At 74.1% G+C, this 21,685-nt stretch carries 14 protein-coding genes and 1 pseudogene; 6 read left to right on the forward strand and 9 right to left on the reverse strand.

The features are described from left to right. The first annotated feature begins 14 nt into the window (after positions 1-14). The 4 genes from nuoL to recQ all read left to right on the forward strand — a co-directional run bounded on the left by nuoL (position 15) and on the right by recQ (position 7,440). Positions 15-1,979 (forward strand): NADH-quinone oxidoreductase subunit L, encoded by a 1,965-nt coding sequence (gene nuoL / locus IE316_RS30060; protein WP_190207694.1) that lies wholly within the window; start codon positions 15-17, stop codon positions 1,977-1,979. A gap of 5 nt (positions 1,980-1,984) precedes the next feature. Further along, positions 1,985-3,556 (forward strand): NADH-quinone oxidoreductase subunit M, encoded by a 1,572-nt coding sequence (locus IE316_RS30065; RefSeq protein ID WP_190207695.1) that lies wholly within the window; start codon positions 1,985-1,987, stop codon positions 3,554-3,556. Then, positions 3,553-5,211, forward strand: a complete 1,659-nt coding sequence (nuoN, locus tag IE316_RS30070) for an NADH-quinone oxidoreductase subunit NuoN (RefSeq protein ID WP_190207696.1) — start codon at positions 3,553-3,555, stop codon at positions 5,209-5,211. The genes IE316_RS30065 and nuoN overlap by 4 nt, the downstream gene beginning before the upstream one ends. Positions 5,212-5,406: 195 nt before the next feature. After that, positions 5,407-7,440, forward strand: coding sequence for a DNA helicase RecQ (gene recQ, locus IE316_RS30075; protein WP_190207697.1), 2,034 nt, complete (start codon positions 5,407-5,409; stop codon positions 7,438-7,440). Positions 7,441-7,774: 334 nt separating this feature from the next. On the opposite strand, the gene IE316_RS36115 is transcribed toward recQ, so the two are convergent. From IE316_RS36115 to fahA, 9 genes are all read right to left on the reverse strand, one after another. Next, positions 7,775-9,349, reverse strand: coding sequence for a HEAT repeat domain-containing protein (locus IE316_RS36115; RefSeq protein ID WP_308438948.1), 1,575 nt, complete (start codon positions 9,347-9,349; stop codon positions 7,775-7,777). Beyond that, positions 9,246-10,445, reverse strand: a complete 1,200-nt coding sequence (locus IE316_RS36120; protein WP_308438949.1) for an FAD-binding protein — start codon at positions 10,443-10,445, stop codon at positions 9,246-9,248. The genes IE316_RS36115 and IE316_RS36120 overlap by 104 nt, the downstream gene beginning before the upstream one ends. An 89-nt stretch (positions 10,446-10,534) precedes the next feature. Continuing rightward, on the reverse strand, positions 10,535-11,323 hold the full coding sequence (locus IE316_RS30085; protein WP_190207698.1) for an ABC transporter ATP-binding protein: 789 nt from the start codon (positions 11,321-11,323) through the stop codon (positions 10,535-10,537). Continuing rightward, a complete protein-coding gene (locus tag IE316_RS30090; RefSeq protein WP_190207699.1) occupies positions 11,301-12,248 on the reverse strand; it encodes an ABC transporter permease in 948 nt (315 codons plus the stop codon). Before IE316_RS30090 ends, IE316_RS30085 begins: the two co-directional genes overlap by 23 nt. After that, positions 12,245-13,591, reverse strand: coding sequence for an ABC transporter substrate-binding protein (locus tag IE316_RS30095; protein ID WP_190207726.1), 1,347 nt, complete (start codon positions 13,589-13,591; stop codon positions 12,245-12,247). The genes IE316_RS30090 and IE316_RS30095 overlap by 4 nt, the downstream gene beginning before the upstream one ends. 99 nt (positions 13,592-13,690) lie before the next feature. Further along, the gene (locus IE316_RS30100; protein ID WP_030347217.1) at positions 13,691-13,918 is read right to left on the reverse strand and encodes a 4Fe-4S dicluster domain-containing protein; all 228 of its coding nucleotides are present in this window, start codon (positions 13,916-13,918) and stop codon (positions 13,691-13,693) included. Positions 13,919-13,951: 33 nt separating this feature from the next. Further along, entirely contained in the window at positions 13,952-14,740 is a 789-nt protein-coding gene (locus IE316_RS30105; protein WP_190207700.1) for a GntR family transcriptional regulator, read from the reverse strand. A gap of 279 nt (positions 14,741-15,019) precedes the next feature. Further along, positions 15,020-15,958, reverse strand: coding sequence for a M56 family metallopeptidase (locus tag IE316_RS30110; RefSeq protein ID WP_190207701.1), 939 nt, complete (start codon positions 15,956-15,958; stop codon positions 15,020-15,022). A gap of 178 nt (positions 15,959-16,136) precedes the next feature. Continuing rightward, positions 16,137-17,348: a fumarylacetoacetase gene (gene fahA, locus IE316_RS30115; RefSeq protein ID WP_190207702.1), complete on the reverse strand. Its 1,212-nt coding sequence runs from the start codon at positions 17,346-17,348 to the stop codon at positions 16,137-16,139. A gap of 380 nt (positions 17,349-17,728) precedes the next feature. On the opposite strand from fahA, the pseudogene IE316_RS30120 reads away from it, so the two are divergent. Beyond that, positions 17,729-18,889 (forward strand): annotated as a pseudogene (locus IE316_RS30120) (DegT/DnrJ/EryC1/StrS family aminotransferase); the annotation flags it as partial. A gap of 331 nt (positions 18,890-19,220) precedes the next feature. Then, the gene (locus IE316_RS30125) at positions 19,221-21,587 is read left to right on the forward strand and encodes a lipopolysaccharide biosynthesis protein (protein ID WP_190207703.1); all 2,367 of its coding nucleotides are present in this window, start codon (positions 19,221-19,223) and stop codon (positions 21,585-21,587) included. Positions 21,588-21,685 lie beyond the last annotated feature (98 nt).

Consider the following 21,685-nt stretch of genomic DNA (forward strand, 5'->3'; position numbering starts at 1 on the left):
GGGGTCGCTGAATCGTGGAGTCTCTCATCGCGCTGCTGGTGGCGGCGCCTCTGCTCGGAGCGGCGGTCCTGCTGTGCGGCGGGCGCCGGCTGGACGCCGTCGGCCACTGGCTCGGCACCCTGCTGGCCGGCGCGTCCTTCGTGATCGGCCTGGTCCTCTTCACCGACATGCTGGGCAAGGGCGGAGAGGACCGCACGCTGACCCAGCACCTGTTCAGTTGGGTCCCGGTGCAGGGCTTCCAGGCCGACGTCGCCTTCCGCCTCGACCAACTGTCGATGACGTTCGTCCTGCTGATCACCGGCGTCGGCTCGCTGATCCACCTGTACTCGATCGGGTACATGGCGCACGACGAGCGCCGCCGCCGCTTCTTCGGCTATCTGAACCTGTTCCTCGCGGCGATGCTGCTGCTCGTCCTCGCCGACAACTACCTGTTGCTGTACGTCGGCTGGGAGGGCGTCGGTCTCGCCTCCTACCTGCTGATCGGCTTCTGGCAGCACAAGCCCAGCGCCGCCACGGCCGCGAAGAAAGCCTTCCTGGTCAACCGGGTCGGCGACATGGGCCTGTCGATCGCGATCATGCTGATGTTCCTCTGGTTCGGCACCTTCGCCTTCGGTCCGGTGCTCGGCACCCTGCACGAGCCCGGCATCGCGGGCGGCGCGGACGAGGGCAAGCTCACCGCGATCGCCCTGATGCTGCTGCTCGCCGCTTGCGGCAAGTCCGCCCAGGTGCCGCTGCAGTCCTGGCTGGGGGACGCGATGGAGGGCCCGACCCCGGTCTCGGCCCTCATCCACGCCGCGACCATGGTGACGGCGGGCGTGTACCTGATCGTCCGCTCCGGGGCGATCTTCAACGGGGCGCCGGACGCCCAGGTGGTCGTCACCGTCGTCGGCGCGGTCACGCTGCTGTTCGGTGCGATCGTCGGTTGCGCCAAGGACGACATCAAGAAGGCGCTGGCCGGTTCGACCATGTCGCAGATCGGCTACATGGTGCTCGCCGCGGGCCTCGGCCCCATCGGCTACGTCTTCGCGATCATGCACCTGGTGACGCACGGCTTCTTCAAGGCCGGGCTGTTCCTCGGCGCCGGCTCGGTCATGCACGGCATGAACGACGAGGTCGACATGCGCCGCTACGGCGGCCTGCGCACGTACATGCCGGTCACCTTCGTCACCTTCGGCCTCGGCTACCTGGCCATCATCGGCTTCCCCGGGCTGTCCGGCTTCTTCTCCAAGGACAAGATCATCGAGGCGGCGTTCGCCAAGGGCGGCACCGAGGGCTGGCTGCTCGGCGGCGCGGCCCTGCTGGGCGCGGCCATCACCGCGTACTACATGACGCGCGTGATGCTGATGACGTTCTTCGGCGAGGAGCGCTGGCGGGACGCCCCGACCCCGTCCCCGGCCCGGCCGGACGTGGAGCCCGCCGCGGAGACCCGGGGCGAGTACACCCCGCCGCATCCGCACGAGTCGCCGAAGGTGATGACGGTCCCGATGATCGTGCTGGCCGTCGGATCGGTCGCGGGCGGCGCGTTCTTCAGCGTCGGCGACCGGTTCCTGCACTGGCTGGAGCCGATCACCGACCACGCGCACGGGCACCCGCCGGTCGGCGCCCTGACGGTGACGCTGTGCACGGTCGCCGTGATGGTCCTCGGCGTCGCCCTCGCCTGGGCGCAGTACGGACGCCGGCCGGTCCCGGCGGTCGCCCCGCGCGGGTCGCTGCTCACCCGGGCCGCCCGCCGCGACCTGCTCCAGGACGACTTCAACCATGTGGTCCTGGTCCGTGGCGGCGAGCACCTCACCCGCTCCCTGGTGTATGTCGACCACACCCTGGTCGACGGTGTCGTCAACGGCACGGCGGCCTCGGTCGGCGGCCTGTCCGGACGGATGCGCAAGGTGCAGAACGGGTTCGCGCGCTCCTACGCGGTCTCGATGTTCGGCGGTGCGGCGGTCCTCGTCGCCGCGACCCTGCTGATGAGGGCGGTCTGATACCGATGTCCTTTCCCCTGCTGACAGCGACGGCGGTGGTCCCGGCCGTCGGGGCCCTCGCCACGGCCGCCGTGCCGGCCGCGCGCCGCACCCTGGCCAAGTGGCTGGCGCTGCTGTTCTCGCTGGCCACACTGGTCCTGGCGATCGTCGTCCTGGTCCGCTTCGACCCGGACGGCGACCGCTACCAGCTCACCGAATCGCACTCCTGGATCGCCGACTTCGGCGTCCGCTACGAGCTGGGCGTGGACGGCATCGGGGTGGCGCTGGTCGCGCTGACCGCCCTGCTGATGCCGTTCATCATCCTGGCGGGCTGGCACGACGCCGACCCGCTGGAGACCGGCAGCAGCCGGTGGCGGCCCACCCAGGGCTTCTTCGCCCTGATCCTGGCCGTCGAGGCGATGGTGATCATCTCGTTCGAGGCCACCGACGTCTTCCTCTTCTACATCTTCTTCGAAGCCATGCTGATCCCGATGTACTTCCTCATCGGCGGCTTCGGGGACCGGGCCCACGAGCACGGCGAGCAGGCGGCGTCGACGCAGCGGTCGTACGCGGCGGTGAAGTTCCTGCTCTACAACCTGGTCGGCGGTCTGATCATGCTGGCCGCGGTGATCGGCCTCTACGTGGTCGCCGGGAACTTCTCGCTCACCGAGATCGCCCAGGCCCGGGCGAGCGGCGAGCTGACCATGGCGACCACCACCGAACGCTGGCTGTTCCTCGGCTTCTTCTTCGCCTTCGCGGTGAAGGCGCCGCTGTGGCCGCTGCACACCTGGCTGCCCAACGCCATGCAGGAGTCCACCGCCCCGGTCGCCGTGCTGATCACGGCGGTCGTCGACAAGGTGGGCACCTTCGCGATGCTCCGCTTCTGCCTGCAGTTGTTCCCCGAGGCCAGCAAGTGGGCGACGCCCGCCATCCTGGTCCTCGCGCTGATCAGCATCATCTACGGGGCGCTGCTCGCGGTCGGCCAGCGCGACATCAAGCGGCTGGTGGCGTACGCGTCCATCTCGCACTTCGGCTTCATCATCATGGGCATCTTCGCGATGACCAGCCAGGGCCAGTCCGGCGCGACGCTCTACATGGTCAACCACGGCCTGTCCACCGCCGCGCTGATGCTGGTCGCCGGGTTCCTGATCTCGCGGCGCGGCTCCCGGCTCATCGCCGACTACGGCGGGGTGCAGAAGGCCGCCCCGGTGCTCGCGGGCACCTTCCTGATCGGCGGCCTGGCCACCCTGTCCCTGCCGGGGCTGGCGCCGTTCGTCAGCGAGTTCCTGGTGCTGGTGGGCACGTTCACGCGCTATCCGGTGGTCGGGATCATCGCCACCTTCGGCATCGTGCTCGCCGCGCTCTACACCCTGGTCCTCTACCAGCGGACGATGACCGGCCCGGTGAAGCCGGAGACGGCCGCCATGCCGGACCTGCGCGCGCGTGAGCTGGTGGTGGTGGCGCCCCTGGTGGTGCTGCTGATCTTCCTCGGCGTCTATCCGAAGCCCGTCACGGACGTGATCGACCCCGCGGTGAAGCAGACCATGTCCGACGTCCAGCAGAAGGACCCCCAGCCCGAGGTGGAGGCGGCCAAGTGAGCGCAACAGCCGTCCACAGCCTGTGGACAACGGCGGCCACGGCGGCCGACCCGATCTCCAAGATCGACACACCGAAGATCGAATACGGGCAACTGGCGCCCACCCTGATCGTCGTCGGCGCGGCGGTCGTCGGCGTGCTCGTCGAGGCGTTCGTCCCGCGCAAGTCGCGCTACTACGCGCAGATGTTCGTCTCCGTCGTCGCCCTCGTCGCGGCCTTCGCCACGGTCGTCGCGCTCGCCGCGGACGGGTACGGCACGACCAAGGCGGGCATCGCCGCGATGGGCGCGATCGCCGTCGACGGACCGGCCCTGTTCCTCCAGGGCACCATCCTGCTGGCCTCGCTGGTCGCCCTGTTCACCTTCGCCGAACGGCGGCTCGACCCGCAGGCGCACGGCAACCCCGTGGACTCCTTCGCGGCGCAGGCCGCCTCCGTACCGGGCAGCGAGAGCGAGCAGAAGGCGGTCCGGGCCGGGTTCACCACCACCGAGGTGTTCCCGCTGCTGCTGTTCGCCGTCGCCGGCATGCTGATCTTCCCGGCGGCCAACGACCTGCTGACCCTGTTCGTCGCCCTGGAGGTGTTCTCCCTCCCGCTGTACCTGCTGTGCGCGCTGGCCCGCCGCAAGCGGCTGATGTCGCAGGAGGCGGCGGTCAAGTACTTCCTGCTCGGCGCGTTCGCCTCCGCGTTCACCCTGTTCGGCATCGCCCTGCTCTACGGCTACGCGGGCTCCATGTCCTACGGCGCCATCGCGCAGGTCGTCGACGGATCGGTGGTGGAGGTCACCCCGGCGCTCGCCGACACCATGGGCAACGACGCGCTGCTGCTCGTCGGCGGCGCGCTGATCGTGATGGGCCTGCTGTTCAAGGTCGGCGCGGTGCCCTTCCACATGTGGACGCCCGACGTGTACCAGGGCGCGCCGACCCCGGTGACCGGGTTCATGGCGGCGGCGACCAAGGTGGCGGCCTTCGGCGCCCTGCTGCGCCTGCTGTACGTCGTCCTGCCCGGCCTGCGCTGGGACTGGCGGCCGGTGATGTGGGGCGTGGCGATCGTCACCATGCTGGGCGGCGCGATCGTCGCGATCACCCAGACCGACATCAAGCGGCTGCTGGCGTACTCGTCGATCGCCCACGCGGGCTTCATCCTCGCGGGTGTCATCGCGACCACCCCGGACGGCATCTCCTCGGTCCTGTTCTACCTGGCCGCGTACTCCTTCGTCACGATCGGCGCGTTCGCCGTGGTGACGCTGGTGCGGGACGCGGGCGGCGAGGCCACGCACCTGTCGAAGTGGGCCGGGCTGGGCCGCCGGTCGCCGCTGGTCGCGGCGGTGTTCGCGGTGTTCCTGCTGGCCTTCGCCGGTATCCCGCTGACCTCCGGGTTCGCGGGGAAGTTCGCCGTGTTCAAGGCGGCGGCCGAGGGCGGCGCGGCCCCGCTGGTCGTGGTCGGTGTGATCTCGTCGGCGGTCGCGGCGTTCTTCTACATCCGGGTGATCGTGCTGATGTTCTTCAGCGAGCCCAGGCCCGAGGGCCCGACCGTGGCGGTGCCGTCACCGTTGACGACGACGGCGATCGCGGTGGGCGTGGCGGTCACGGTGGTGCTCGGCGTGGCGCCGCAGTACTTCCTGGACCTGGCCGGTCAGGCGGGGACCTTCGTGCGCTGACCTCCGGCCCGCCGGTACGGGGCGGCCCGGCACCCTCGGGGGGTGCCGGGCCGCTCGTGTGCCGGCGGTGAGGTGAGGAGAGGGGCGGGCCTGTGGATAACTCCGGGGCTGTCGGTGCGGACCCCTATCGTGGAGGCAGTGGTCGGGACAGGACGGACCAGGACGGGCGAGGCAGGACGTACGGGGGGCGGGACGATGGGCGGCATGGGTGTGATGGGCGAGACGGCACAGGCGAGGGCCACGGTCAGCGAGGCGGTGGCCGCGCTGCGGCGGGTCTTCGGGTACGAGGAGTTCCGCGGCGAGCAGGAAGCGGTCATCGACCATGTGGTGGCCGGCGGCGACGCCGTCGTGCTCATGCCGACCGGCGGCGGCAAGTCGCTGTGCTACCAGATCCCGTCCCTGGTCAGGCCCGGTACGGGCATCGTGGTCTCGCCGCTGATCGCGCTGATGCAGGACCAGGTGGACGCGCTGCGGGCGCTGGGCGTGCGCGCCGGGTTCATGAACTCGACGCAGGACTTCGACGAGCGGCGCGTGGTCGAGGCCGAGTTCCTCGCCGGCGAACTGGACCTGCTCTACCTGGCGCCCGAGCGGCTGCGCCTGGAGAGCACCCTGGACCTGCTCTCCCGGGGCAAGATCGCGCTGTTCGCGATCGACGAGGCGCACTGCGTCTCCCAGTGGGGCCACGACTTCCGGCCGGACTACCTCGCGCTGTCCCTGCTCGGCGAGCGCTGGCCGGACGTGCCGCGGCTCGCGCTGACCGCGACGGCCACCCACGCCACCCACCGCGAGATCACCGAGCGGCTGAACATGCCGGCGGCCCGGCACTTCGTCGCCAGCTTCGACCGGCCCAACATCCAGTACCGGATCGTGCCGAAGACCGACCCCAAGAAGCAGTTGCTCGCCTTCCTGCGCGAGGAGCACCCGGGGGACGCCGGCATCGTCTACTGCCTCTCGCGCAACTCCGTGGAGAAGACCGCCGAGTTCCTCTCCGCCAACGGCATCGAGGCGGTGCCGTACCACGCGGGCCTGGACGCGGGCACCCGCGCGGCGCACCAGTCCCGGTTCCTGCGGGAGGACGGCCTGGTGGTCGTCGCTACCATCGCCTTCGGCATGGGCATCGACAAGCCGGACGTGCGGTTCGTCGCCCACCTCGACCTGCCCAAGTCGGTCGAGGGCTACTACCAGGAGACCGGCCGCGCGGGCCGCGACGGACTGCCGTCGACGGCCTGGATGGCGTACGGCCTCAACGACGTCATCCAGCAGCGCAAGCTGATCCAGTCCGGCGAGGGCGACGAGGCGTTCCGGCGCCGGGCCCACGCCCACCTGGACGCGATGCTCGCCCTGTGCGAGACCGCGCGGTGCCGGCGCGGTCAGCTCCTCGCCTACTTCGGGCAGGAGCCGGACCCCAAGGGCTGCGGCAACTGCGACACCTGCCTCACCCCGCCGGAGACCTGGGACGGCACGGTCGCCGCGCAGAAGGTGCTGTCCACGGTGGTGCGGCTGAAGCGGGAGCGCGGGCAGAAGTTCGGCGCGGGGCAGATCATCGACATCCTGCTGGGGAAGCGGACCGCCAAGGTCATCCAGTTCGACCACGACCAGTTGTCGGTGTTCGGCATCGGCGAGGAGCTGACCGAGGGCGAGTGGCGCGGCGTCGTCCGGCAGATGCTCGCCCAGGGGCTGCTCGCCGTGGAGGGGGAGTACGGCACGCTGGTGCTGACCGACGACAGCGCGGCCGTGCTGCGGCGGGAGCGGGAGGTGCCGCTGCGCAAGGAGCCGAAGAAACCGGCGGCGGCCCGCGCGTCCGGCGGCTCCGGAAGCTCCCGGGGCGAGCGCAAGGCCAAGGCCGCCGCGGCCGAACTGCCCGCGGAACTGCTCCCCGCCTTCGAGGCGCTGCGCGCCTGGCGCGCCGAACAGGCCAGGGAACAGGGCGTCCCGGCGTACGTCATCTTCCACGACGCCACGCTCCGGGAGATCGCCACGGTGTGGCCGACCTCCATCGGGCAGCTCGGCGGCATCAGCGGGGTCGGCGAGAAGAAGCTGACCACGTACGGGGAGGGCGTGCTGGGCGTGCTCGCCTCGCTCACCGGTCCGTCCGGCGGGGGACCGGGTCCGGAGGGGGACGCCCCGGCTGCCGCGGGCGCGGACACTCCCGTCCCCGCCCCTGCCGCCCCCGGGCCGGACGACTGGGCCGAGCGGGAGCCGGAGCCCGAGGGCGAGGACTGGATATAGCCGCGGGGCGCCTGCCTGCGGGCGACGGCGGCGCCGTGCCCGAGGCGGTGTCCCGTCCGGGCGGCTCGCGGGCGCGAGGGCCGGTCCGGCGGAGGCGGTACCGGTGGTGCCCCGTGGCGGTGTCCCGGTCGGCGGGCTCGGGCTCGCGGGCGCGAAGGCCGGTCCGGCGGAGGCGGTACTGGTGGTGTCCCGTGGCGGTGTGCCGGTCGGCGGGCTCGGGCTCGCGGGCGCGAAGGCCGGTCCGGCGGAGGCGGTACTGGTGGTGTCCCGTGGCGGTGTCCTGGCACGCGGGCCCGGGCCCGCTGGCGCGGGAGCCGGGGCGGTGGTGTCCGGGTCAGCGGGCCCGGGCCGCGTAGGCCCGGACGTCCGCGTCGGGGTCGGCGGTGGCGGTGGCGAGGGCGGCGCGTGCCTCGGTGCCGGCCGTGTGCCGGGTCAGGGCCAGGACCGCGGCCTTGCGGACATCGGCGTTGGGGTCGGCGAGGGCCTTGGCGAGGGCGGGGACCGCCGTGCCGGGGGCGGCGGCCGACAGCGCGGTGGCCGCCCCGGCCCGGACCTGCCAGGCCGGGTCCGACAGCGCGCGGACCGCCCGCTCGGCCGCCGGCGGCGGGCACCCGGCTCCGGCCAGCGCCTCGAACGCCGCCGCGCGGACCAGCGCGTCGGGGTCCCCGGTGAGGCGGTCCAGGGCGCCGGCCGCGCCGCCGGGGAGCGGGGCCGCCGCGCCCAGTGACCCCAGTGCCTTGGCGGCGGTGACGCGGACCTCCCGGGAGGTGTCGTCCGCCGCCCGGGCGACCGGGCCGGCCTCGTCCAGGGAGACCAGGGCGCGGACGGCCTCGATGCGGACGGTGGTGTCGGGGTCGGTGAGCGCCTCCGTGTAGACGGCGGAGTCGCCCAGCCGGAGGGCGCGCAGCAGGTCCAGGGCGGTGGCGCGGACGACGGCGTCGGGCTGGGCGAGCGCCTTGCGCAGCGGTTCGCCGAGCGCCGGTTCCGGCGTCAGGGTCTCCGCCAGTTCGCGCAGGGAGGCAGCGGCGGCGGCCCGGACCCCGGCGTCGGGGTCGGACAGCGAGGCGGCGAGCGCGGGCCCGGTGCCCGCCGGGGCGGTCTCGGTCAGCACCGTGACGGCGGTGCGGCGCACGGCGGGTTCGGCATCGGAGAGATAGGGGGCGACGGCGGCGAGGTCGGGCTCCGCCTCGGCCAGGGCGAGCAGCCGCAGCAGCCGGGGGGAGGTGCCGGCGGCCGGTTCCCCGGCGTCCCGGCGCGGGCCGCCGGCCCGGTCGGAGGAGGCGGCCGGCGGCCGGACGGCGACCGGGGCCACCTCGCGGGCGCCCGCCGTCGCCACCTGCTCGGGGTGGACCTCGCCGAGGTGCCGGGACGGGCCGCCGGACGGGGTGAAGCCGTCGACCGGAACCAGATAGGGAGCCACGGGACGGGCCGTGAACTCCATCGCACCGGAGGGGGACTTGTGCAGATCGAGATGGTGGAACCAGGACGCGTCGTCCCGGTCGGGATGGTCGAGACGGTCGTGGTAGAGGCCCCAGCGGGACTCCGTGCGGGCCAGCGAGGCGCGGGCCGCCATCTCCGCGCAGTCGCGGATGAAGGTGACCTCGGCGCAGCGCATCAGCTCGTGCGGGGTGCGGGCGCCCATGGCGGCGATGTCGGCCCGCATCCGTTCGAACGCCTCCAGGGCGAGCGACAGCCGGGCGCCGGACTTCGGCGGGGCCACGTAGTCGTTCACGAAGCGGCGCAGTTTGTACTCGACCTGGGGCTGCGGCGGGCCGTCGGGATGGCGCAGCGGGCGGTAGACCAGCTCATGGGCCTCGCGCACCTGGTCGGCCGGCAGCGGCCCGTCGTACGCCGAGTACCGGGACGCGTCCGCGCCGGCCAGGTCGCCGAAGACGAAGGCGCCGATCATGTAGTTGTGCGGGACGCAGGCCAGGTCCCCGGCCGCGTACAGGCGGGGCACGGTGGTGCGGGCGTGGTCGTCCACCCGTACCCCGGAGGCGGAGTGGCCGCCGCACAGGCCGATCTCGGAGATGTGCATCTCGACGTCGTGGGTGCGGTAGTCGTGGCCGCGGCCCGCGTGGAAGGTGCCCCGGGTGGGGCGTTCGGTGGAGTGCAGGATCGACTCCAGGGCCGAGATCGACTCCTCCGGCAGATGGCTGAGCTTCAGGTAGACGGGGCCGCGGTCGCCCGCCGGCGACCTCCGCGGCGAACTCGGCCATCATCTGGCCCGACCAGTAGTCGGAGTCGACGAAGCGTTCGCCGTGCCGGTTGACCTGGTAGCCGCCGAAGGGGTTGGCCACGTAGGCGCAGGCCGGGCCGTTGTAGTCCTTGATCAGCGGGTTGATCTGGAAGCACTCGATGCCGGTCAGTTCGGCACCGGCGTGGTAGGCCATCGCGTAGCCGTCGCCCGCGTTGGTGGGGTTCTCGTAGGTGCCGTACAGGTAGCCGGAGGCGGGCAGGCCGAGGCGGCCGCAGGCGCCGGTGGCCAGGATCACCGCGCCCGCGCGGACGGTGACGAACCGGCCGGTACGGGTGTGGAAGCCCGCCGCGCCGACCGCCCGCCCCCCGGCCGTCAGCACCCGCACCGGCATCACCCGGTTCTCGATGCGGATCCGCTCCCGCATCTCCCGCCGCCGCAACTGCCGGTACAGGACCTTCTTCACGTCCTTGCCCTCGGGCATCGGCAGCACGTACGAACCGGAGCGGTGCACCTGGCGGACCGCGTACTCGTTGTGCTCGTCCTTCTCGAACTTCACGCCGTACGACTCCAGGCGGCGCACCATGGCGAAGCCCCGGGTGGCGGTCTGGCGGACGGTGGACTGGTCGACGATGCCGTCGTTGGCGCGGGTGATCTCGGCGACGTAGTCGTCGGGTTCGGCGCGGCCGGGGACGACGGCGTTGTTGACGCCGTCCATGCCCATGGCGAGGGCACCGGAGTGCCGGACGTGGGCCTTCTCCAGGAGCAGCACGTCGGAGCCGCGTTCGGCCGCGGTCAGCGCCGCCATGGTGCCGGCGGTGCCGCCGCCGATGACGAGGACGTCGCAGGTGAGTTCTTCGGCGTCGGTGAGGGCGGGGATCTCCACCAGGGGGCCTTTCAGGTACCGAGGGACGTGAGGACGTCGCGGCGCAGGGCCACCCGCGCCGGGTCGTCGTGGGCCGAGCGGTCGCGCGGGCGGGGCACGTCGCGGACGGCGGTGAGCCGGCCGGCGCCGAGCAGCGCGACGCGGTCACCGAGGAACAGCGCCTCGTCCACGTCGTGGGTGACGAAGACGACGGTCGCGCCCGTGCCGTGCAACACCTCGACCAGCAGCTCCTGCATGCCGGCCCGGGTCTGGGCGTCGAGGGCGCCGAACGGCTCGTCCATCAGGACGGCGCGCGGGCGCCCCGCCAGGGCGCGGGCCAACTGCGCGCGCTGGCGCTGCCCGCCGGAGACCCGGTGCGGCAACTGCCCGGCCTGCGCGGCGAGTCCGACGCGCTCCAGCCAGGCCGCGGCCTGCTCCCGGCGTGCCGCGCGGGGCACGCCCCGGAAGGCGAGGGGGAGTTCGACGTTGGCGCGCAGGGTGCGCCAGGGCAGCAGCGCGTCGTCCTGGAAGACCAGCGCGCGGTCCGCCGCCGGCCCGTCGACCGGGCGGCCGTCCTGCTCCACGGCCCCGGCCAGCGGGGGCAGCAGCCCGGCCAGGGTGCGCAGCAGCGTGGACTTGCCGCAGCCCGAGGGGCCGACGACGGTGAGGATCTCCCCGGGGGCCACGTCGAGGTCGACGCCGGTCACGGCGGGGGCGTCCGGGCGGCCGAGGGCGGCGGCGCGCAGGGTGAGCCGGGTGCCCCGCGCGGGCGGGCGCGGAACGGCCGCCGCGCGGGCCTCAGTCTCGGACGAGGTGCTCATCGCGTGCCTCCTCGGGCTCGGGACCGGCGGGGCCGGCGGGACCCGCGGGTACGGCGGTGGCGGCGGGGGAGACGGGGGCGGCCGGCCGGCCGGTCCTCGGGCGGGCGCCGGGGACGTAGGAGGTGCGGGGGAGCCAGCGGGTCAGGCGGCGGCCCAGGAGTTCGACGGCCGTGGAGGTGAGCCAGCCCAGGACACCGATGGTGATCATCCCGACGAAGACACCGGGGTAGTCGACGACCGTGTAGTCCTGCCAGGTGCGGTAGCCGACGCCGTACTGGCCGGAGATCATCTCGGCGGAGATCACACAGATCCACGACACGCCGATGCCGACCGACAGGCCGCCGAAGACGCCGGGCAGCGCGCCCGGCAGGACGACCGTGGCCAGCACCCGCCACCGGCCGCCGCCCATGGTGCGCACCGCCTCCTCCCAGACCGGGGTCAGCGCGCGCACCGCGTGCCGGGTGGAGACCAGGACGGGGAAGAACGCGGCGGCGCAGGTGATGAAGACGATGCCCTGTTCGTTGGAGGGGAAGAGCAGGATCGCCACCGGGACGAGGGCGATGGCCGGGATCGGCCGGACCACCTCCAGCAGTGGGCCCAGCAGGTCCTCGGCGAGCCGGGAGCGGGCCACCAGCACCCCGGCGGCCACGCCCAGGACGGCGGCGAGCAGGAAGCCGGTGAGGATGCGGGTGAGGCTCTCGGTGAGGTCCGTCCAGTAGTCCGGGCCGGTCACCCGGCCCGCGAAGGCGCGGGCCACGTCGGCGACGGTGGGGAACTGCGAGAACCGCAGCCACAGGTCCACGTCCCGGCCGCTGAGCACCTGCCACAGCGCGAGCGCGACGGCGAGGGCGGCGGCGCGCAGCGCGTAACGGGCGGCGGGACGCGGGCCGGTGCCCTGCCGTACCGGGCGTACCCGGCGGGTCATGACGCCCGCTCCAGCGCCTCGGTGTACGGGACGAGCCGGGCGCCGCCGTGGGAGTCGAGGTACGCCCGGGCGGTCGCGGGGGCGACGAAGGGCAGCAGCCGGTCGCCGTCGGCCACCCAGACGGCCCGGTCGGCGAACCACAGGGTGCCGGTGGTGGTGTCGGGCACATAGGCGGCGCGGACGGTGTCGCGGTGCGCGGCCACCTGGCGCAGCAGAGCGGAGGGAGAGGTGAAGGTGAGGGTCTTCGAGGCGCCCTTGAGCCAGACCTCGCCGGCGGGTTCCGGCGGGGCCGAGGCGAGCCGCCGGGCGTACGCCGTGGCGCCGAGCGCCTTCTTGACGTACCGGTCGTCGACGAAGGCGTCCACGTCCACGTCGCCGGTCAGCTTCGCGGACTTCAGGACCGCCACGTCCTCCTTCAGGGCGGCCACCAGGCGAGGCTTGATCGCCGGGTCGAAGGTGGCGATGCCGTGAGCGCCGTTGTAGAGGTAGACGACCTCGGCGGGCAGGCCGGTGGCGTCGGCGACCTTCTCGGCCGCGGCCACCGGATGCTCGGCGAGGTAGTCGGTCGCCTCCGCCTGCGCCTTCAGGAACGCCTCCAGCACGGCCGGGTGGCGCCGCGCGAAGTCCTCGCGGGCGGTGACGCCGTGGAAGGTGGGCAGATTCAGTTGCGCACCGTCGTACAGGGCCTTCGCCTTGCCCTGGTGGGCGAGCAGGCCCGGCCAGGCGACGAACTGCGACAGGGCGTCCGCGCCGCCCGAGTCGAGCGCCGAGGCGCCCACCGCGGGCTGCTGGTTGAGCTTCTCGATGTCCTTCTCCGGGTCGAGCCCCGCGCGCTGCAGGGCCCGTACGAGGGTGCCGTCGGCGGCGGAGCCGACGCTCGTGGAGACCTTCCGGCCCTTGAGGTCCGCCAGCGAGGTGAGGGAGGAACCGGGGGCGGTGACGATGGTGTTGAGACCGCCGCGCAGGTTGTACCCGGTGACCGAGACCAGCTTGGTCGGGGTGCCGAGCTGCTTGCCCCGGGCGGCGTTGATGAGCAGCGGGAAGTCGCCCATCGAACCGATGTCGATCTTCTTGGCGGTCATCTGCGCGGTGATGGGCGCGCCGGTGGCGTAGTCCTGCCAGACGACCTTGTAGGTGCGGCCGTCGCCCAGGGAGTTCAGGTGCTTCTCGAACGAGCCGAGGGAGCGCAGGAGGGTCCCGGCGGTGACCGTGTTGATCGTCTTGGACTGGTAGCCGACCGTGACGGTGACCGTGGAGCTGTCACCGGCCTCGGCGTCACCGCCGCACGCGCTCAGCGGGAGCAGCAGGGCGAGCGCGGAGGCGGCGAGCGCGGCGCGGCGCAGGCGGGCGGGGGTGCGGGGCAGGGCAGCGGGGGTGCGGCGCAGGGGAGCGGGGACGCGTGGCAGGGGAGCGGTGATGTGTGGCATGGGAGATCGCGCCTCTCACCGGAGCAGGTACGGCATGTTGACGGTGACCGCCCCGGTGGGGCAGCGGGCGGCGCACGGGCCGCAGTACCAGCACTCGTCGACGTGCATGTACGCCTTGCCGCTGCTCTCGTCGATGGCCAGGGAGTCCAGCGGGCACATGTCCACGCAGAGGGTGCAGCCGTCGATGCACTTCGACTCGTCGATGGTCACGGGCACGTCGGCCCGCTGGGGCGCCAAGGGCATGGCTGTCTCCAGGGAGGTGCGCGGGGGAGAGGGTCAGAGGGACCGGTGCAGCGAGCCGCTCATCGCGATGCGGTCGCCGCGGAAGCGGATGAACTCCAGGTCGACGGGCCGGCCGTCCGCGAGGTGGGTGAGCCGTTCCAGCATCAGCACGGCCGCGCCGCGCGGCGCCTCCAGGACGGCGGCGGAGTGGGCGTCCGCGGTGACGGCCTCAAGGGTGATCTCGGCGTGGCCCAGCGGCCGGCCGGTGACGGACTCCAGGAGGCGGAAGACGTCGGTGTTCTCCAGGTCGGCGCCGAGCAGTTCGGTGCCGAGGTCGAGCGGGACGTAGGTGAGGTCGAGGGAGAGGGGGAGGCCGTTGAGGCGGCGCAGCCGTTCGATGTAGAGGACCTCGCTGCCGGGGGCGAGGCGGAGGCGTTCGGCGACGGGCGCGGGCGCCGGGACGGGGACCGTGGTGCGGACCTCGTTGGTGACCCGGCCGTGCTCGTGCAGGGTCTCCGCCAGGCCCATCAGCCGGTCGAGGCCGTGCGGGTACTTGCGGGCCACGACGACCGTGCCGACACCCGGCTGCCGCGCCACGAGCCCTTCGGCGCGCAGCAGGTCCAGGGCCTCGCGCACGGTGTTGCGGGAGGCGCGGTAGTCGGCGGCGAGGGTGTCCTCGTGGGGGAGCGTGCCGCCGGGATACGCGTCGGTGAGGAGCTGGTGGCGGAGCAGGTCGGCGAGCTGCCGGGCCCGGTCGGCGCGCAGCCGGCGGTGCGCGCGGTGGGCGGCGACGGTGGTCGCGCCCTGTCCGGCGTGGTCGCGGAGGCGGTCGGCGGGTGGCATGTGCGGAACCCTAGCTTTTCGGTAGGGAAAGTGGTGTTGCCGCAGTGTTGCGCCACCCGGTGCTCCGCCGGTCATGGCCGTGAGCTGGGGTTTCGGTGCTCGCGCGGGCGGTTCCGCCACCGCGGGCCACCGGCCGGAAGGGACGGCGGGGATGCGTCAGCCGCCGGTACGGGACGGGTGCCGGCGGGGGGCCGTCACGCCGAGGCCGTCACACCGGAGCGCGGGCTCGGGTGCCGGCAGGGAGCCGTCACGCCAGGGCCGTCACGCCGGAGCGCGGCGTCAGGACAGCGCCGTCAGTCCGGGTGCGAAGACGATGAGGAGAGGGAGGAGCGGGACCAGCGCGGCCGTCGCGGTGGTGAGGGCGCGGTGGCGGGGGCCCAGGCGGGGCTGGGGCTCCAGCAGGCGGTCGACGCGTTCGCCGAGGAGACGGCGGCTGGACGCGCAGGACAGGACGCCCCGGTGCTGGTTCAGCTCGATCAGGGCGAGGGCCGTGGTCAGGTGGCCGCAGCGCCGGGAGGCGGTGTCGTCGGCGGCGAGCTCCACCAGGCGGTGGGTCTGGTCGCAGAAGTGGGCGAAGAGCGGGATACGGGGGAAACCGGTGGCCAGTGCGGTGGACAGGTGGAGTAGCCAGTCGTGGCGGGCGCGGGCGTGGCCGCGCTCGTGGGTGAGGACGGCGTCGAGCTGGTGGTCGGTGAGGCGCTGCAGGGCACCGGTGGTGACGATGAGCTGGGGCGGGCTGCCCGGCATCCACCAGGCGTCCGGGTACTCGTCCTCCAGGACCAGCAGCGGGCCCCGGGCGGCGGGCAGCCCGGCGGGCAGGTCGGGGGCGCGTTCGCGCAGGTGGGTCCGGGCCTGGCTGCGCCGGCGGCGGGCCTCGACCAGCTCCCGGGCGAGCATGGCGGTCGTCCAGGCGGCACCGCAGGCCAGCAGCAGGGTGAGGGCCGCCGCCCAGGGCGGACCGGCGGAGAGGTTGTACGCGGCGGTCACCGCGGGCGGCGCCGGGGCGAACAACTGGGCGCGGACGGTGCCGAAGACGGCGGCGGCGCCGAGCGCCAGGGCCGTCAGACAGCACAGCAGGACCGTGGCGACCAGGCACTGCCACACCCACAGCCCCACCACCGGGTCCCGTTCCGGCCAACTGGCCCGGGTCAGCGCGCGGGGCACCGGCACGGCGGCGGTCAGGGCGACGACGCTCAGCAGGAGCAGGCAGACGGTCATGCCACGGGCTCCGGATCCTGGTCGGAAGGCGGCTCGGCTCTGGGGCGTACGGGCGGGCGGGTGTGCCGCGCACACCACCCGCCGCCAGTATGACGCCGCCGGGGGGTGCGAGTCAGGTGCCGGAGCCCGTCGGATACGGCACATTCGGCGGCGCCACCCGGGGGCGACCGCCGGGACGTCAGCCCGCGACCACCTGGCCCGTCACGTCGCCGAGTCCGACCCGGGTGCCGTTCGGGCCGGGGGCCCAGGCGGAGAGGGTCACCACGTCGCCGTCCTCCAGGAAGGTCCGCTTGCCGTCGGGGAGTTCGAGCGGATCGCGGCCGTTCCAGGTCAGCTCCAGCAGGGACCCGCGCTGCCGCTCGGCGGGGCCGCTCACGGTGCCCGAGCCGTACAGGTCGCCGGTGCGCAGGGAGGCGCCGTTGACGGTCAGGTGGGCCAACTGCTGGGCGGCCGTCCAGTACATGGTGGAGAAGGGCGGCTCGGAGATGACATGACCGTTGACGGCGACGGAGATCCGCAGGTCGTAGCCGCTGGGCTCCTCGTCGGAGTCGTCCAGGTACGGCAGCAGCGGGTGGGTCCGCTCCGGGGGCGCGACCCGCGCGTCCTCCAGGGCGTCCAGCGGAGTGATCCACGCGGAGACGGAGGTGGCGAAGGACTTGCCGAGGAACGGGCCGAGGGGGACGTACTCCCACGCCTGGATGTCCCGCGCGGACCAGTCGTTGAGCAGGCAGAGGCCGAACACGTGCTCGCGCCAGTCGGCGAGCGCCACCGGCCGGCCGAGCCCGGAGGGCACACCGACGACGAAACCGACCTCGGCCTCGATGTCCAGCCGGACGGACGGCCCGAAGACGGGCGCGGCGTCGGTGGGAGCCTTGCGCTGCCCGCAGGGGCGTACGACGTCCGTGCCGGAGACCACCACCGTGCCGGAGCGGCCGTGGTAGCCGATCGGGAGGTGCTTCCAGTTCGGCGTCAGGGAGTCGGCGGCGTCGGGGCGGAAGATCCGGCCGACGTTCCGGGCGTGGTTCTCGGAGGCGTAGAAGTCGACGTAGTCGGCGACCTCGAAGGGCAGGTGCAGGGTGACCGAGGACAGGGGGTGGAACAGCGGTTCGAGGGTCGCGCGGTGGGAGGGGACCGTCACCCAGGCCGTCAGCGCGCGCCGGACGTCGGACCAGGCGGTGCGCCCGGCCGCCAGCAGCGGGTTGAGGTTCTCGTGCGCGAGCAGGGAGGCGTACGGCGATCCGAGGGCGTGGGCCGCCGCGCCGGCGTCGAGGACGTGGTCACCGAGCCGGACGCCCACCCTCCGCTCCGGCGAGCCGGGGTGCGAGAACACGCCGTACGGAAGGTTGTGCGGGCCGAAGGGGTCGCCCTCGGGGACATCGAAGGGGGGCATCGGGTGCTGCCTCGCTTTCGTGTTCGCCGGGTGCGCGGACGCGCCGCCCGGGCCACGCGTTCCATGGCCGGGCCACACGTTACGGCCGCGGCGGCGGTCTTGGGCAGAGCACGCGGGGGCGGGGCGGGAAGGGAACGGGAGGGGCCGGAGCGGGGCGGGACCGGCGGGTGGCGCTCCGCTTCCGCTTGTGCGCGGGGAGGTTGTCCACAGGCCGATCCGCAATCTTGACGGAGCGGTGCGAACAGGAAGACTCTGGGCGGGTGCCGGAAGACCTCGGGGAGGGGGTTTCCCAGGGCACATCAGGGGGGCGGATGGCCAGTGGGGAGGCCGGTCCGGGCCGGACGGGGTCCGCTTCGCGGTCGGCGCGGCCGGAAGAGACCATGCGGGAGCGACTCGGCCGGGAGTGCGTGTACGTACCGTCGTGCCGGTTCGGCCTGTACGTGGCACTGCGGCACTGGTGCCCGCCGGGCGGCCGGGTGCTGATGTCGCCGGTCAACGACGACGTCATCCTCTTCGTCGTGCTCGCGGCCGGGCTGCGGCCCGTGCAGGCGCCGCTGAACCCGTGGGACGGCTCCCTCGACATCGACGCCGTCCCCGAGGAGACCTGGGGCACGCTCTCCGCCGTCCTGACGACCAATCTGTACGGGAACCCGGACCCGGCGCCCCGGCTGCGGGCGCGCTGCGACGCGTCGGGCATCCCGCTCTTCGAGGACGCGGCGCACGCCATCGGCGGCGAGGTCGGCGGCCGGCCGGTCGGGGCCTGGGGCGACGCCTCCGTCTTCAGCCTGTCCAAGCACGTCGGCGCCCGGACCGGGGGCATCCTCGCCCTGGCCGACCCGGGACTGCGCGACACCCTGGCCGCGTCCTGCGAGGAACTCCTGGCCCCGCGCCGGACCACGGCCGAACTCGCCTACGCGGTACGGCCGTACGCCGAGGCGGCGGTCCGGGCACTGCAACTGCGGCGGGCCGCCCGGGCGACCCTGCGGCTGCTGGGCCTGGCGGACCGCGAGGGGATCCGGATGCCGCTGCGCCCGCGCGAACTGGCCCGGGCGGTCGCCGCCGCCCCGGACCTCACCGCGTACGACCCCTGGGTACGGGTCGACCTGCACGACTACCGGCTGCGCTCGGGCCGGTTCCGGCTCAGCCGCGTCAGCCGCCGGCTCGACCGGCTGGACGAGGTCCTCGCCGCCTGCCGCGCCGGTACGGAGCTGCTCCAGGCGACGCGCTGGGCGGGGCCCCGGCCGCCGGGCGGCACCCGGCCGCTGTTCCGGGTGCCGCTGCTGGTGGCGGACCGGGAAGCGGCGGCCGCCGCCCTGTCCCGCCGTGGCGTCGACGTCGGATACCTGTACGACCCGCCGCTGGACGACTACGCGCGCGCCGAGTTCACCGACCCCTCGCCCGCGCCCGAGGCGGCACGCTGGTTCGCGCGGCACGCGCTGCCCGTGGACCCCCTGCGCGCCCGCACGGCGATCCGGGCCCTTGAGGAGGCCGACGTACGGCCCGCCGAGTGGCCTACGGGTCCGCACCGGTCGGCGGGTCCGCACCCGTTGGCGGCCCCACGCTCGTCGGCGGGCCCGGACCGGTCGGCGGGCCCGGACCGGTCGGCGGGCCCGGACCGGTCGGCGGGCCCGGACCGGTCGGCGGGCCCGGACCGGTCGGCGGACCCGCGCCGGTCGGCGGGCCCGGACCGGTCAGCGGACCCGGACCGGTCGGCGGGTCCGCACCCGTTGGCGGCCCCACGCTCGTCGGCGGACCCGGACCGGTCGGCGGGCCCGGACCGGTCGGCGGACCCGGACCGGCCGGCGGACCCGCGCCCGTCGGTGGACCCGCACCGTTCGGCCGCGGCGTGGCGGGAAGGGCGGGGGCCGGCGGGTGGCTGAGACGCGGGTGCGGGGAGGCGCCGCCGCCGCCGCCGCCGACGACGACGGCGGCGGCGCCGGGCGTCCGGCGGACGGACCCGGCTCCGGCTCCGGCTCCGGTTCCGACTCGCTGTTCAAGAACGCCTACTTCCTCATGCTGAGCACCGGCGTCTCCGCCGTCCTCGGCCTCGGCTTCTGGCTGATGGCCGCCCGCTACTACTCGGAGGACGCGGTCGGCCAGGGCTCCGCGGCGATCGCGGCGATGCGGCTGCTGGCCAGCATCACGGCGACGACGATGATCGGCGCCGTCGTCCGCTTCGTACCCCGGGCCGGCCGCGCGACCGGGACCCTCGTGTGGCGGGCCTACGCGGCCAGTTCCGTGGTCGTCGCCCTGGCCGCCGGGATCTTCCTGCTCACCCTCGACCGGTGGGGATCGTCGTACGCACCGCTGGGCGCCCCGGCGGCGGGGACGCTGTTCGTCGCGGCGTGCGTGGCGTGGGCGCTGCTCACCCTCCAGGACGGGGTGCTGACCGGCCTGCGCAAGGCCGAGTGGGTACCGGTCGGCAACGCGGTGTTCTCGGTCGGCAAACTCGTCCTGCTCCTCGTCCTCGCCACCGTCCTGCCCGTCCTCGGCATCTTCGTCTCCTGGGCCGTGGCCATCGCCTTCTCCACCCTGCCGCTCGGCTGGCTGATCTTCCGCCGGCTGATCCCGCGCCAGGCCGCCCAGGACCGCGACGTGCGGCCGCCCGGGGCCCGCGAGATGGGCCGCTTCCTGGCGGGGGACTCGCTGGGGGCGCTGTTCAGCCTGGCGATGATCAACCTGCTGCCGGTGATGGTCGCCGTCAACTTCACCGCCGCCGAGAACGGCTACTTCTACGTGGCGTACACCGTCGGCGGCACGATGGAGTTCCTGGCCATCAACATGGCCTCCTCGCTCACCGCGCACGCCTCGCACGACCCCCGCCGCCTCGCCGACGGGGTGCGCGGGGCGCTGCGCCGCATGACCGTGCTGCTGGTCCCGGTGGTCCTCGTCCTGGTGCTCTTCGCGCCGTGGATCCTCGCCCCGTTCGACGAGGACTACGCCACGCACGGCGCCACGGTGCTGCGGCTGCTCGCCCTCGGCGCGCTGCCCAGGATCGTCGTCGAGCTGTACATAGGGGTGCTGCGCGTGCAGGGCCGGACCGGGGTGCTCGCCGCCGTCCAGGGCGCCATGTGCGCGCTGGTCCTGAGCGGCGCCGCCCTGCTGTTCACGCCGGCCGGGATCGCGGGCGCCGGCTGGGCGGTGCTGGGCGGCATGACGGTGGTCGCCGCCGGTTGCGTCCCCGGCCTGCGCGCGGCACTGCGCGGCACGGGCGCCCCCGGCACCCCCGGCACCCCCGGCGCCGGGACGGCGGGCGGCGACGGGCGGACCGGCCCCCCTGCCTACGGCACCCGCTGGGCGCGGCTGAACGCCACCGCCGGGTACGGCACCAACTGGGCCCGCCGGGCCGCGTACGAACAGGGCCGGGCCGGCGGTCGGCCGCGCGACGGGACGGACGGACCGGACCAGGACACCGTCGCCCTGTTCATCGGGCGGCCCGGATACGAACGGGAGGCCCTGGAGGCGGACACCCTCGCGCTGATCGTCCGCCCGCAGCGGCCCGGCACCCCGGCCGCGGTCGACCGCACCGGCCCGGCCCCGACCGGCCCGGCCCCGACCGGCCCGGCCCGGTCCGAGGAAGAGGAGCCACAGGAGCGTCCACTACGGACCGCCCTGTGGGCGCTGCTCGCCGCCGCCACCGCGGTGTACTGGACGGCGATCGCCGGACTGCCCTGGCTGGACGGCCCGTCCGACGCCGTACTCACCGGCCGCACGCTGCTGGAAGGGCTGCCCCCCGCCGCGCTCGTCGCCGGGGGCGTGCTGCTCGTGGTGTTCGTCGCGGCGGTGACCCTCTGCGCCCGGCCCGAACCCTGGCTGCCCGGCGCCGCGCTGGGCTCCGCCCTGATCGCGCTGTACGCGGCACCGCTCGCCCTCGGCCGGGAACCACGGCCGGTGGGCGGGACGTTGTACGCGCGGACGGCCCGATCTCTCGCGGAGACGGTCGGGCTGGACGGGCCCGAGGCGGTGCTGCGGTGGGCGCCGACCGTGTGCCAGTTGCTGTGCCTGGTGCCGCTGTGGCTGCTGCTCGGGTCCCTGGGCGACCGGGTGCCGTGGCCGGGGCGCTGGGGGGTGCTGTATCTCGTCGCGGTGGGCGGCTGGGTGTGGCGGCAGGCACTCGCGCCGGTCGCGGCGCCCCTCCTGCTGCTGCTCACCGTGCTCGCCCTGCTCGCCGTGTTCGTCTCACTGCTGTCACGGCGCCGCCCCGCACCGACACGCCAAACCGAAGCCGACACCAGATAGCGCAGTGCCGAACGGCAGGGGGGAACCGTCGTGCGTCCGCCAGCAACTCCGCGGGGGAGAGCCGCACCAGAGCCCGCGCCCGCGCCCGCACCGCGCAC

The organism is Streptomyces fumanus (assembly GCF_014655295.1).
GTDB lineage: Bacteria > Actinomycetota > Actinomycetes > Streptomycetales > Streptomycetaceae > Streptomyces > Streptomyces fumanus.